Genomic DNA, 13253 nt, shown 5'->3' with positions numbered 1-13253 from the left:
ATGAAAAATATTTATTCTTCCATCGAGGCTACACAGTTGTCGCATGCGCAAACAGGAGGCAAAGGTGATAATCTGCGTTGGCTGACACATCATGGCTATGCCGTACCATCTTGGTGGATTATCCCTTCATATGTTATGAATAATATTTTTTTAATGGACGAGATCGCTTGTGAACTTCAGGCTAAAATAAATAGCTATAAAGATGACTTCATCTCTCGTAGAAAAGAGATTGAACAAATTGCTGGCAACATCCGAGAATGTATTCTTCAATGGAAGTTTAAAAAAGATTTTACGGACGAATTGTCAATTTTATCTGCCGATAAATACTGGGCTGTAAGATCGTCTTGTACAGATGAGGATGGCAAGAAAAACTCATTTGCTGGACAAATGGATACTTTGCTTTTCCAGCAGGGTCATCAGCAATTATCAGATGCAATACTAAAGGTTATGGCTTCTGCATGGAACACCCGTGCAGTCCTCTACCGTTTGCGCATGGGTTTGCCTCTTACCTCTATCGGCATTGCTGTCATCATTCAGGAAATGATGCCAGGACAAGTTTCAGGTGTTATGTTTACGGCACATCCGAGCACAGGTTCCAGGAAAAAAATGCTCGTTTCTGCAACTTGGGGTTGTGGTGAAGGTATTGTTTCAGGACGATGCAGCACTGACGAATATTCAATATCTTTGGAGGGAACAGAGAGTACACAGATCATCAATCATAAAGATACCGCTATTTTTTTCGATCAAAATCAGGGCTATGGAACATTTGAAGTTAAAATTGACAATCGAAAAGCTTCATCTCCTGCGCTGACGAAGAGTCAACTGATTGCACTTCGTGATATAGGTGCAACAATTGCCGAACAAAAATTTTGCCCACAGGATATTGAATGGACTATTATTGATGATGATATTTATATATTACAAACACGCCCTATTACGCATCTTCCTAAAGATAACACCAGTGAACGTATTTCTTTAGTTTGTGATAATTCAAATATTCAGGAGTCGTATTGCGGAATTACGACGCCTTTGACCTTTTCATTTGCGTGTGCAGCCTATGCAAAAGTCTATGAGCAGACATTACGATTAGTTGGATGTTCCGCAAAAAAACAAAATTTAAGAAAACCAATAGTTGATAACTTGCTTGTCATGGTCAAAGGCAGGGTTTTTTATAATATTCAGAACTGGTATCGCCTTTTAATGTTATTACCCCTATTTAGAATTAACAAAGAAGACATGGAAATCATGATGGGACTCGAAAAGCCTATTGATATGATAAAGGATAAAAACTTATCATTGACAGACAGAATTAAGAGCTTCCCCTCATTAATAAGAATGTTCATAAACATTCAATACATGATTTTGACTCTTAACAAGAGGAAGGAAACTTTCATAAGACAGTATGAGTATGCTGAAAAGTACGTCAACAGAAAAACATTACATACTCACTCTCCCGATGAACTCATTAAGTTACTTCAATTTTTAGATGAACATTTACTATCACAGTGGACCGCACCAATAATCAATGACTTTTATGTCGCTCGATTCAATGGTCGTGTTATGCGTACGCTTAAAGTTATATGGCCTGAAAGCTTTAATCAAATCTACAGTGATCTTCTTTCAGAAAACAGTAGTCCTGTCAGCACAGCGCCCACCAAAATGCTGCTCGATATGAGTGAATACATTCGTTGTGTTCCTAATCTGGAGAAGATGATTACAATGGACAATGGAGATAATCTTCTTGCTCGTTTGAAATTTTCACACCCAGAATTTTACTTTAAATGTGTAGAATATATAGAACGCTATGGTGATCGAACAATAGGTGAGTTAAAGTTGGAAACTATTACATTACGTCAAGATTCAACTTTTCTATTCACAATTTTAAGAAATTACTTGAACACAGAAAAAATAGCCGATCAAAAGATGAGTAGAACAGACGCAGAATCTCATATACCTAATGAGATGTCTAAAAAAACTGGTCTTTTCAAGTCATTCATTTTTAAGAAAAATTTAAAGAAACTGCGAAAAGCTATTAATGATAGAGAGCTCTTACGTTTTATACGTACGAAAACCTTTTCACTTTACAGAGACATTTATTTACAACTTGGCCAGCAATTTTCTCTTGAAGGCGTGATAGATAATGCACGTGATATTTTTTGGTTAACCAGAGAAGAGATATATCAAAGTTTAGTAGGTACAGTCGTACAAACTACCCTGCGACCACTCATCTTTTTACGTCGACAGGAATATGAAGGCTACAAACATAGTCAAGAACCGTCTCATCATTTTCAAATCCAACAAACGGTTTTTCAACAACAGGACTGTGATTACCAAAATGCATTTTACACTGCTCGCAGCCCCGATTCAGTTTTTAAAGGAACTGGCTGTTATCCAGGTGTTGTTGAAGCTAGAGTCAGAATTATCTCTGACCCTACTGATGCATCAGAACTTGCAGGAAATATTTTGTGTACAGTACGAACCGATCCTGGTTGGGCTCCACTTTTTCCTGGCTTGAGCGGACTAATTGTTGAGCGTGGTTCAGTTCTTTCTCACTCTGCGATTATTGCACGTGAAATGGGCATACCTGCCATCGTAGGTGTACCAGCAATTACACAGTTTTTGCGTGATGGTGAAAAAATACGAATGAACGGTTCAACGGGCATTGTCACCCAGATTGTCTCTGCACAGGACATCGCCAATGACTAAGCCACTAATTCAGTATGAATGGTCAGAAGGCGAAAGTCTTGAACAGGAATTTTTAGACATTCCTCAATATGTTTATGATAATGATCCATTGTGGCCTGGTGAAGACAGCATGAATATTAAGCATCAGTTTAGTAAATCCAATCCCTGGCTTGCGACCGGGAAAGTATGGATAGGCTATATTCGTGAAGAGGCTCGCATTGCAGGTTTTTGCTCAGTTACAGAATCAGGTGAAGTTATCGCGCGCTTTGGCTTTTGGGAAACAAATAATACTTTCTTTCCCAATAAAAGACTTTTTAGTGCCCTGTCTCGTTGGGCCCACCGTCAGGGTGCAACAATGCTTATTGGTCCAATTAATTTCTCTACGCTTGGCAAATATCGTCTGAGACTGGACAATCCAAGATTCTCACCTTTTTACGGTGAACCATACAATCCATCATGGTATCAAACCATATTGACTCGGCTTGGCTTCTCCCAAATTGGACGTTATTTCTCGGTTTTTGATCAGACACTGACAGTACGCTCCTTAGCGCTTCCTTCACAAACAGAAGATTATATCGCTGAGCATAATATAACACTTAAACCTCTGAGCCCACTTTTATGGGATAAACACCAGGAAAATTTATATAAAGTCATCACTAATTCATTCAGTAAAAACTTAGGTTGGACGTCATGTAAAAAAGATTTTTTTGACTGGAATTTTAATAAAACGACAATCCGTTCTTTCTGTCATGCACCCGGATCGTGTCTTGTTTTTGATTCTAGTGAACAAATTATTGGACTGCTTTTTAATCTCATTGACAATACATATCAAGCAGGGATTCTGAAAACAATTATGATCACACCTAAGTTCCGCCGTTCACTTCTTTACCCTGCTCTCTTAAAGCAGTTTATTAACTCCTGTGGACCGAATGTTCCTTATCTCGGCACAGCATTGGTAAACTTAAAAGGACCTGTTGCAGCCACTGCACTCAAAGCATGCCATAGCCCAAAAAAATGGTTTCATTATTATGGTCTTTTTAATAAGGATATTAGAAATGAATTACTGTGAAAACCTGGTCATTAATCAAAATAACACACCGCATAATCCTGCTTTTACTTACTTGAATTCAGATAAGAGAGTTGTATCATTAACATATTCTGAACTCCTTCGACTCTCTGGCCTTGCCCAGAAAAAACTTAGTAATGCTGGCTTAAAAAGAGGTGACCGAACGCTTCTTATCCTTTCAACCAGTATAACTTTTTACATTTTACTCTATGCCATGTTAGGTGCTGGGATTATACCCGTCATTATTGAACGTGGCCTAAGTTTAAAAAAAACCAGAGAGTGCCTTAGCCATGCCCGTCTGGATGCTATGTTAGTTATGCCTGATTTAGCAAAAAAATGGTTCATATTACCTGAGCTATGGAGAGTTCGCCGTTTAAGCATAGGAAAAAAACGTCTGTTTATGGGATTTTTAGACGATATTAGTGAATCAATGCTAGATAAGCATATAAGCGCTTTTGATGTTACTCCTGCTAATGACGATGACACTGCTTTAATTACTTTTACCTCAGGTTCAACAGGCCTTCCTAAAGGTGCTGTTCGCACTCATGGTTCCCTAAATGCACAAAGCGAAGCTTTGCTAAAATACTTTCCGGAAAAAAACCAGCATGACATTAGTTCTTTCCCCGTACTCGCTCTGTTTAGTCATTATGTATCCGGTTCAAGCTTTCTTTTACCCAAATCTGAACCAGATGGCACTATAAACGTAGAATTAATTATAAAACATTTTTTGCCAAAAACTCCGATTCGTTTGTCTGGCTCTCCTGCATGGATATCTCAATTAACAAATTATGCTTCTCAGCATAATTTGTATTTCCCATTTGTCAAACGCGTTATCATTGGCGGAGCGCCTGTGACACAAGTCCTAATTGAAGGGTGTTTAAAACACTTCCCTCGCGCAGAATGCGGTATTAATTATGGCTCGACTGAGGCCGAACCCATTAGCTACATCGACATGAATACATTGCTTAAGGAGTGGAGTGAACATCCTGGTTACCTGGCAGGCGAACCAGTTGAAGGGCTTAAGGTGTATATACGTCCTCATCCAGACTTATTTGATGTTCTTGGCCACAGCGATCATGGTGAAATTCTGGTATGCGGGCCTCAAGTACTAAAACATTATTTTGAAAATCCGGAAGCAGAAAGACTTCATAAAATAACTGATTCAGATGGACGGTTTTGGCATTCTACTGGTGACACGGGGTTTCTCGATAATAAAGGACGCATATGGCTCACGGGTAGAGTTAACGATATTATTCAGACAACGAGTGGTAAAGTAATCGCTCCCTACATATTAGAAAAAAAATTAAATGCGTCTCCTCATATACGAATCTGTGCCGTCATTCAAAGTAATGATAATCATATTGGTGTCGTTTTACAAAAACACGATTGCATTCAGTATGCATATGCAATTCTTAAAGATCTCGTCCCTAACGAGAATATTGATTTTTTCATAGTTAAGAAATTACCTGTCGACTCTCGTCATCATAGTCGAATTGATCGCAAGCGTATTCGCATTATGTTACGCAATAAAAAAATCAAACCTTTTTATAGAGAAACGCTGAAATGAAAATTAGACTTATCATCTCGCTTACACTTGCTGACGGTATAACTTTATGTGGTATAGTTTTAGCACTTTTAGCAAGCTATGCTGCTTTGCATAATTTTTACTGGTTAACACTCTGTTTGTTGTATTTATCCATGCTTGCGGATGCACTTGATGGTAAAGTCGCACGTTATTACGCTAATGAACGTCCTTTCGGACGATATCTTGATGGTTTTGCAGATCTTATTATTTACTTAATTACACCGTCGCTATTTTTGTACCAGAACAACTATAATGGTGGATGGTTACTATTCATCATATTAATGATAGTATGTGGTTGCTTACGCCTGTCTTTGTTTAACTCAACAGGTAATATTGAATACAATAAGAGGATTGCATACAAAGGAATGCCCGTTTTCTGGAGTATTTTTATAATCAGCGGTTGGAAATTAACAAGCTTTATACTCCCCGATTTTATTAACGCAATTATTCTTAGTATAATTCTAACAGGGTTTAGTCTTGCTATGCTAATTGATCGCCCTTTTTTTAAATTTTCCTCTCTTAAAATTATTATAACGTTATGTCTTATTGGATCATTTTTTTTCGGTGCTCTACATTTTGGATAACTAATGACTGAATCTTCTTTCTCAATTTTGCTGCTTATTGTTCCTGTAATTATAGCAGGATGCTTGCATATGGTTGTTGTTACTTATAACCTTTATTCGTTTCTAGCAGTACCTATAGATGAAAAGTTGTTAGGTAGAAACAAAACGTTGAGAGGATTCATCGTTGTCCCTCTATTGAGTACACTCGTGGCCCCTGTCATTTTAAATTTACTTGAAGAACCTCTCCACACATCTTTACTTCTTGGATTTTCAACCGGATGGGGTTATATGTTGGGTGAAATTCCAAATTCTTTTTTCAAAAGAAAAATTGGTGTCCCTGCCGGTGTGACACCAACGCGATATAGACTATTATTCATTTTTTTCGATCAGGCAGATTCCGCCTTGGGTGTACTGGCAGGCTGTTCTCTCGTGATCAATTTGAATTTTCTGCAAGTAATTATTATTTTCATTTCTTTTATCATCAGTGCTATTTTAGTTAAAAATTTTTTATATGCTTTATCTTTGAAGAAGACGCGATTTTGAGACTCATCAAATTGTATTGAATTATAAATTATAGATTTATCCATTTAGTTTATTCTTTTGAATGTATTTTCTCACAGTTTGCACTATTTGAAAAATTTCACTTGGAACTCATTTTGCTAAAACCGCATATATTAATATATTTCATGTGAACCAACTCCTTTTTTTTTACACAAAAAGAGAGTGTTATTTAAAGGAGATCAAGATGTTTCATCCTTACCTAAATCATAAAAAAAATTTACAATGCATTGAATCTCAATTACATTCTAAAGGTAAAGAAAAAGAGAAATCAGAGGATAAACCTCCTCATATATTTTCTGCATCACCCTCTTGTCATGACATTAACTCGTTGTGCGATCAGTGGCATCTAACTGGAAAGTTAACTCATAAAAAATTAGAAAACATTGCAAAAAAATTCACCTTCAGCATCCGAAATAAAATCGCCGCTAAAGTACAAGAAAATATGCTTTCATCAGGTACAGATTGGAAAACACATACTGGCATAAAATGTGTCAAGTCTATTTCTGGCAATAACCTGCGTAATTTATATAAAAAAATCGGGAAGCTTAGTCACTATGAAATAGTATTCTTAAAAAGATTTTTCGGAACTAACTTTTTACTCACTCACACAACTAATCAAAATATTTTAGATGAAAGTGGTCATGCAAAATTGTTTTCACGCCAAAAATTACTTAATAAAGGCATAGCGTTTCCTTTGGCAAACACTCAAGAAGCTGACCTTAAACAGTTGGCAACAGATGATCATGTTTTTTTTTCAATTGAAGAGTCGGGACAGAAAGGTAAAGTACACAGTCGCTTTGGCCGTTATAAGTTTTCGTTTCCACTGGAAAACGTTTCTTCATCTAAAAATGCACTAATGCATCTTTTTGATCCTATAACAAAGGCATTTCCATATCCACCTAAATGGTTAAAAGGTTTCGAGTGTCTTGATGAAAATGATCAAAACACTGTAATGAAGCATCTAAATGAACATGTGAATGGCTTGAATACGCTTAATTCTTTTTTTCACGGGGATCATATTTTACCGGGCCTCGCTTTTTCAATCATAGAAAGGTGCCGCTACCTTCCTGAGAAAATGAATAAAGATATATTAGAAAAGTCCGATCTTAACTCAGTGATAAATGGTCTCTTCAGACCACAAATATTATTCCCTAAACAATTTATTGCTAAACCTGTGGATATACATGATAGTAATTACAGTACTACTAATACATTAGCTGACGAAATGTCACAAAACTTTTCGAGTGATGTTAATATTTCTTCTTCTAATATCAACTCAAGTAAATTTGAGGAAAATACGGTTTCCCCAACTCAAATCGATTATAATTTAAATACAGAGAACATCACAAACTTACCTAATCCCATTACATCAATAAATGGGTTATATGGCACACATTTCAATTTATTACCATTCATAGACCACTTGCATAATACGGCACATGTTCAACAGGATACAGTTAATAATAACGTTTATCAATTTACTTCTTCTCTCGATAGCACCTCGATTAATAATGCCTCAGCGAGTACTTCTTTATCTGAATTCGAAAATATTTTGTCTAAAATGTCATCCGCCGAATTTTCGCTTTTCCTCGATGATATGTTGAAAAACATTAGTAATGATGAAATCGTTAAGTTCTCCGAACTGTTGCATAATCCTGATGAAACATCGACTTTCTATTCTAAGCATGATATGAATCTGTCCTCAACGCCTTATGATGATAAAGCATTCAGTCAGCCTTATAGCGCCTTACATGATCAAATAGAAAGTATTGCTAACATGACACCCGAAGCTTTCGAAAAAATGCTTAATTCTGGTTTGAGCTCAATCGACAGTGATCTTTTAAAAATGATAAAATCACATAATGGCAGTGACGTAAATTTTGATAATCTTTCGTCGAATACATCAGGAAAAATGATGCTGATTGACAAATCGGAATATCCTTTATCATCCTCAACATCAATAACAAACTCGAATATAATCCAACAAGCAAACAATGATATCGGCACATTCTCTTCATATACATCAGGTATATTGCAGCACGGAGGTTATTCAAGTGCTGAAGAGCACTCTGATCCTACAAAATTTCATAGCATACCAGATGGGGTAAGTTTCGACTCTTTAACACTTGAAGAGTTAATTAATACTCCTGTAGATCAACTTTTAAACTATATTACACCTAAACTCAATCACTCCCTTCCTCTTCAGAGTGAACCTTTTTTTTCGAGCCTTTCTCCTTACGGTTCTTTGCCAGATGAGTTACAAAGTGCGGATTTTTGGTTGAGCCTCGGAGATTAATAATTAACAGGATAGAATATGAATGAACAAATGATGCTGTCAGTACTTAAGCCTTTTTTTGAGGCGCTGAACATATCGATAACAACTATCACTCCTGCCTTGAACTATGAACTAGAAACAGACGGTTTTTTCTTTTACTTGACACTGTCCAATAACGGAGATGCTATGCTGGCATCTCGTTTAAAAAATAAAAAAAAATATTTACGAGAAGATGTGTTGATTTATTTCTTGCAAAAAAATACTTTCGAAAATACGCATCCCGTTATTACTTATAGTTTAAATGTAGAAATGGATGTTATCTTATGGACCAAGTTTTCTCTTATGAAACTATCAGACGACGAGTTATCCCTCCTTGCTAATCGATTTACCTCAGCTATCTTCGACACCGCCAGTCGGTTGGACTAAAACTGCTTTGAATAACTGATAATAATTGCCTTTCCTCTGTGCAGTACTGTTTGAAAACGCAGGTGCCAGAGAGAACATCATCATACGTCCTTTTTTTAACTGATTTAATGTGATTTAAAAATGTTTTATAGTGCCACAATATAAAATCAATTTTTTCGACAGAACGAATAAGATTTCCTTTGCGTATGTTTTACCAAATTTGTTTACAACAACTAACCACATAAGTTATATGTGGTTAGTTTTATAATCGACACATAAATAAATTTTATTTAATATTTCATTTCAAAATTGATCTTCTTTTGAAAAACCTACCTTATGTTCTATTTTCCCGTTCCTAAATTGATCCATCCATGGAAGCACAGTGGCACCGGCCTCTTTAAGGAGATCTATATTTCCTTTAACTGCATTGATGGCTCCATCTCTTTCTTCAAACTTATCTCCTCCAACCCAGTTAGCATTTCCAACTTCCCCAATTTGTGGTTTAAAGCCTGCTTCTTTTAGACCTGTAATTTCTTTGGTTAGCCTACTTGTCGCATCTGATCCAGCGCCATACTCGTGAATACTACCAATTAAATCTGGGTTATTGCCATTCGCATGCTTTAGTTGTTCTGCATATTTCATGAGTCCACTTTCACCACCTTCAGTTAGGCCGCCTCCCCAGTTACTGTCCTCCACTACTATCTGACCTTTATAACCTGCGTCTCTAGCAGACTTGATTAGCGTGCTCTGCATATCAGCCCAATCTTTAGTTGCAGAACGTCCACCTTCATTAAAAGTATCTAGAACAAAACTGGGATGATGCCCCAGCGATTTTACAACATTTTTAATATCCGATGCGGCTTGTTGCAATTTATCATCTTTGAGAATATTTCCTCCGCCGCCATTAGCATTATCCCTAAATGTAAATTGAATCTTTACTCCTTGTTTGTCACCTTCACTGACTAATGCTTTTAGCTTATCCATTTGCTGCGGTGAATTGATTTGGTCATGTGTCATTTGAATGCGTAACGTTTGCCCTCCAGCACTTTTGACATCACGCACCATTTGTGTTGCAGCTTGCGGAGATGAAATTCTGTCTGGTACTGTATTTGCCCCACCTTTTATTCCACTCGAATCTTTCTTAGCAAAAGAGTCTACGTTGCCTTTTTCATATGAATTTACATTCTGATTAATATCGTCATCTGTTATATCATCTGTACTCTGACTAACATCATTATTAAACCGATCATCATCTTGCTCTTGTATAAAATTTTCATCTTGGTTATTTTTTGAACCTTGCATAATTTGTGATAACATCTTAAGTGCTTGATCTATCAGTGAGCGAAGTTCATTAAATAACGTTTCATTACCCAAATTATCACTTGCCACTTCACCTTTTTGATTTTCCACCTTATCATTTAATGACGTCGAGCTCTTTATACTTTCTCCCCACTGTACATTTGAAGGTGCGTTATTAGTACTGTCAATCTTCAAATCAATTTTTAGATTGCCTTCACCAATAGCTCTTCTACCTTCATCGATGCTATTTACTGGTAAAGATGAGCTATAGATATTATTAACACACATATTTTTCTCCTAAATCACTTTAAGTTAAAGTAAGTTTATAAAACCACTTCTTCTATAAATTTATTCATTTCTCATTTACTAACAATATCTTTAAATGATAGTGACGACACTATAACTATTAAAATCCTTTTTAAATGACTGTTATCACTGAATCCGATCATTTCATTTTTACAGCTTTACATCTATGTATTTGTGGATAAGTGATGTTTTTTTGTTCCGATGGAAGTGAAATTTTTTCCTATTGAATTTTAATACTAGAGCGAAATTTATTTCATTTTCTGGATGTTTAGGTTGCGTTTATTATAATAAATCTTGACCTAAGCTTGGATGTAACGAAAAGCTAGCAGTATTGGTTTGATCACCTACTAATCCCAGTCCGCTTCATATTCATATCGTGTCTGGTAAGTTAGCGCCGAGTTTGGGCGGCATTTGTTATAATCCTGACACCCGTTATTCATCACTTTGTTATTGTGAAAACCAATGCTTAACCCGTCCTTATTCAGGCGTTGATCGCAAAAACGTCCGTTAAAACGCTTGATAAATTCGTTCTGCGCTGTCTTGACTGGCTGAATCAAGTACAGGTCTACGCCATGCAGATTTGCACACTGTTTACTCTACTGATTTATACGCCGGTTCTTGATCAGTGCTTATCGTATTCGGTTAGTTTCTACAAAGTGCAATGATGTCCAGAATACGCGTGCTCTCCCTCCCTGAAATCCTGAAAGCAGCATTGAACGTCAGGCATTCTTTTGTGAAGTCATCCACTCATCTGTTACCGATGGCCAGTGCGTCCATGACAAAATTCATTGACCCACTCAGACTTTGCACCATCGCGCAGCGCTGCGGCATACCTTCTTTTGCCAGTTCTGCAAGACATCCTCTGTATTTTTCAGCCCATTACGTTGAGAAATGCGGTAGTCCTACTTGTGGTTAACGAAGCTGCCAGAAACGCCGGTAAGCAAAACTGTGGCATTCAGGTGCCAATACATTGATGGTAGAGACAGTTGCACCGCAGCAGCAGGACGCTGAGCTAATTTCGATAGGCTTTAAGGGAAAAACCAGTCAGCCTGCAGATACGACGTAGGAACGTCCCATTAACCTCGCGCACAACTTCCACGGCTTCTGGTGCAGCTCTGTCGGCACTGCATTCTCAAAGGATGCCTCCTTGTTCGGCATGGCTTGAGCAGCAGCATACTAAGTCTGCTGTTCTCTCCCTCGGGAGGCATCAGGCACCGCCATACTGATTACGCTGTGTGTATAACCGGGTAACTGAAATGATGTGGTTACTGCAAAGTTTACGGACAAGAACTCCAGTTTCCGCTTCATAGCAAATACTCACGTTGTGTTCGTCGGAAACACGCTTCTTCGCAGTGGTTTATTCATATGACAGACAAAGACATGACAAACATGACGGTGCGTTAATCAACGTTAAGAATCTGCTAATTACCTGCATTTTTGCTCTGAGATTCATACTTTTTATATAAATTCATCATAATTTTTTGAAGTTTTTCTCTTGAAAAAATCATTTTATAAAGATTTTCATGTACTAGTCTACGTCTTGAAAATTTTCTATCTGAATAATTAGTTTTTTTAATCAACCACTGTTCCATCTTCTTCTTTTTAAAATTTAACCTTTTAAAAACAGCATGTTAAATTTTTATGCTTGTTTTTTAATTATTTCCAATGTGCAATTACTTGCATTTTTTCTTCATATTAAAATCACTCTATTATTCTTTACCTTTTGAGATATTGACCTATTGCATTATTAATGACTAACATTATAAAAGAACTTACCCTATTTAGTTTTAAAATTTTCCAGCATCAGGGATTACCCTTTAAAAAAGATATAATTTAAAAGGATGAATTATGAATAGAAACGCTTATATGTCATTTATTCCTGTTCAAACGAACATTAAAGAGTTGAGGATCGCTGCGAATTTAACACAAGCTCAGGCTTCTGAAAGATTTGGTTTTAGTCTTCGCTCATGGCAGTTAAGAGAAGCTAAAGAAACAAAAAGTTTGCTTTCTCAGGCTGAATATGAGCTTCTTCTATTATTTGCTGATAAACATCCATATTACAAACTTCACTCACGATAATAAACCTCGGAAGATATAATAACTTATCTTTAATGACACTAATCGCACTTTATTTTCTTATCAAAGATAGCGTATTTCCTTTCTGACTTTTATTTTCTATAAAATTAAAAAAGATATTTTGAAAATTAGCATAAACCTCATTCCACTTCTCTGGCTTAAGGTTTATGCTATAAAATGACGTATGTAATTTTTCAATCAAATGCGAGTTATTACATACTAAAATTCATATTTCTATCTAAAAGCATTCAGCCACTCCTTTCTGGCATCCAATTTTTTTCGTTACGAATATTAATTCAGTCTGTTTAATAAAATTCTTATTGCCAATCTACACCTAGACCGTTCACGCCAGTTATCTGTTGCCTGACTTAGTATATAGAGGTCGCTAATAACGTCGGCAAGGTTAACTTCAAACCCTTTTTTTAATCTCTC

Annotated in this window: 9 protein-coding genes and 1 pseudogene; 8 read left to right on the top strand and 2 right to left on the bottom strand. The window is 36.5% G+C overall.

Annotation, left to right across the window (positions count from 1 at the left end):
• The 7 genes from NXS97_RS21325 to NXS97_RS21295 all read left to right on the top strand — a co-directional run bounded on the left by NXS97_RS21325 (position 1) and on the right by NXS97_RS21295 (position 9161).
• Positions 1-2706 carry a phosphoenolpyruvate synthase gene (locus NXS97_RS21325; RefSeq protein ID WP_105076830.1) on the top strand — a complete coding sequence of 902 codons (2706 nt, stop codon included), beginning with the start codon at positions 1-3 and terminating at the stop codon, positions 2704-2706.
• Positions 2699-3754: a hypothetical protein gene (locus NXS97_RS21320; protein ID WP_105076829.1), complete on the top strand. Its 1056-nt coding sequence runs from the start codon at positions 2699-2701 to the stop codon at positions 3752-3754. Before NXS97_RS21325 ends, NXS97_RS21320 begins: the two co-directional genes overlap by 8 nt.
• Positions 3741-5318 (top strand): AMP-binding protein, encoded by a 1578-nt coding sequence (locus NXS97_RS21315; RefSeq protein WP_181134482.1) that lies wholly within the window; start codon positions 3741-3743, stop codon positions 5316-5318. The genes NXS97_RS21320 and NXS97_RS21315 overlap by 14 nt, the downstream gene beginning before the upstream one ends.
• Positions 5315-5920, top strand: a complete 606-nt coding sequence (locus tag NXS97_RS21310) for a phosphatidylcholine/phosphatidylserine synthase (protein ID WP_042676496.1) — start codon at positions 5315-5317, stop codon at positions 5918-5920. The genes NXS97_RS21315 and NXS97_RS21310 overlap by 4 nt, the downstream gene beginning before the upstream one ends.
• A gap of 3 nt (positions 5921-5923) precedes the next feature.
• Positions 5924-6442 carry a CDP-archaeol synthase gene (locus NXS97_RS21305; RefSeq protein WP_042676495.1) on the top strand — a complete coding sequence of 173 codons (519 nt, stop codon included), beginning with the start codon at positions 5924-5926 and terminating at the stop codon, positions 6440-6442.
• Between the two features lie 202 nt (positions 6443-6644).
• Positions 6645-8756 (top strand): hypothetical protein, encoded by a 2112-nt coding sequence (locus NXS97_RS21300; RefSeq protein WP_116219925.1) that lies wholly within the window; start codon positions 6645-6647, stop codon positions 8754-8756.
• A gap of 18 nt (positions 8757-8774) precedes the next feature.
• Positions 8775-9161 carry a hypothetical protein gene (locus NXS97_RS21295; RefSeq protein WP_042676492.1) on the top strand — a complete coding sequence of 129 codons (387 nt, stop codon included), beginning with the start codon at positions 8775-8777 and terminating at the stop codon, positions 9159-9161.
• A 282-nt stretch (positions 9162-9443) separates the two neighbouring features.
• Here the strand turns inward: NXS97_RS21295 and NXS97_RS21290 are convergent, their stop codons facing one another.
• Together NXS97_RS21290 and NXS97_RS21285 are read right to left on the bottom strand one after the other, a co-directional pair.
• Complete coding sequence (locus NXS97_RS21290) at positions 9444-10727, bottom strand: cellulase family glycosylhydrolase (RefSeq protein ID WP_181134481.1); 1284 nt, start codon at positions 10725-10727, stop codon at positions 9444-9446.
• Between the two features lie 365 nt (positions 10728-11092).
• Positions 11093-12066, bottom strand: a pseudogene (locus NXS97_RS21285) (integrase core domain-containing protein).
• A gap of 527 nt (positions 12067-12593) precedes the next feature.
• On the opposite strand from NXS97_RS21285, the gene NXS97_RS21280 reads away from it, so the two are divergent.
• The gene (locus NXS97_RS21280) at positions 12594-12824 is read left to right on the top strand and encodes a hypothetical protein (RefSeq protein WP_042676491.1); all 231 of its coding nucleotides are present in this window, start codon (positions 12594-12596) and stop codon (positions 12822-12824) included.
• The last annotated feature ends 429 nt before the right edge of the window (positions 12825-13253 follow it).

The organism is Pantoea sp. B623, assembly GCF_024814475.1.
Lineage (GTDB): Bacteria > Pseudomonadota > Gammaproteobacteria > Enterobacterales > Enterobacteriaceae > Pantoea > Pantoea ananatis.
This window is presented reverse-complemented; position numbering and strand designations above follow the sequence as displayed.

Excerpts from the sequence above, each read along its gene's own strand:
- NXS97_RS21325 (WP_105076830.1), top strand. The coding sequence starts at position 1 with ATGAAAAATATTTATTCTTCCATCGAGGCTACACAGTTGTCGCATGCG.
- NXS97_RS21320 (WP_105076829.1), top strand. The coding sequence starts at position 2,699 with ATGACTAAGCCACTAATTCAGTATGAATGGTCAGAAGGCGAAAGTCTT.
- NXS97_RS21315 (WP_181134482.1), top strand. The coding sequence starts at position 3,741 with ATGAATTACTGTGAAAACCTGGTCATTAATCAAAATAACACACCGCAT.
- NXS97_RS21310 (WP_042676496.1), top strand. The coding sequence starts at position 5,315 with ATGAAAATTAGACTTATCATCTCGCTTACACTTGCTGACGGTATAACT.
- NXS97_RS21305 (WP_042676495.1), top strand. The coding sequence starts at position 5,924 with ATGACTGAATCTTCTTTCTCAATTTTGCTGCTTATTGTTCCTGTAATT.
- NXS97_RS21300 (WP_116219925.1), top strand. The coding sequence starts at position 6,645 with ATGTTTCATCCTTACCTAAATCATAAAAAAAATTTACAATGCATTGAA.
- NXS97_RS21295 (WP_042676492.1), top strand. The coding sequence starts at position 8,775 with ATGAATGAACAAATGATGCTGTCAGTACTTAAGCCTTTTTTTGAGGCG.
- NXS97_RS21290 (WP_181134481.1), bottom strand. The coding sequence starts at position 10,727 with ATGTGTGTTAATAATATCTATAGCTCATCTTTACCAGTAAATAGCATC.
- NXS97_RS21280 (WP_042676491.1), top strand. The coding sequence starts at position 12,594 with ATGAATAGAAACGCTTATATGTCATTTATTCCTGTTCAAACGAACATT.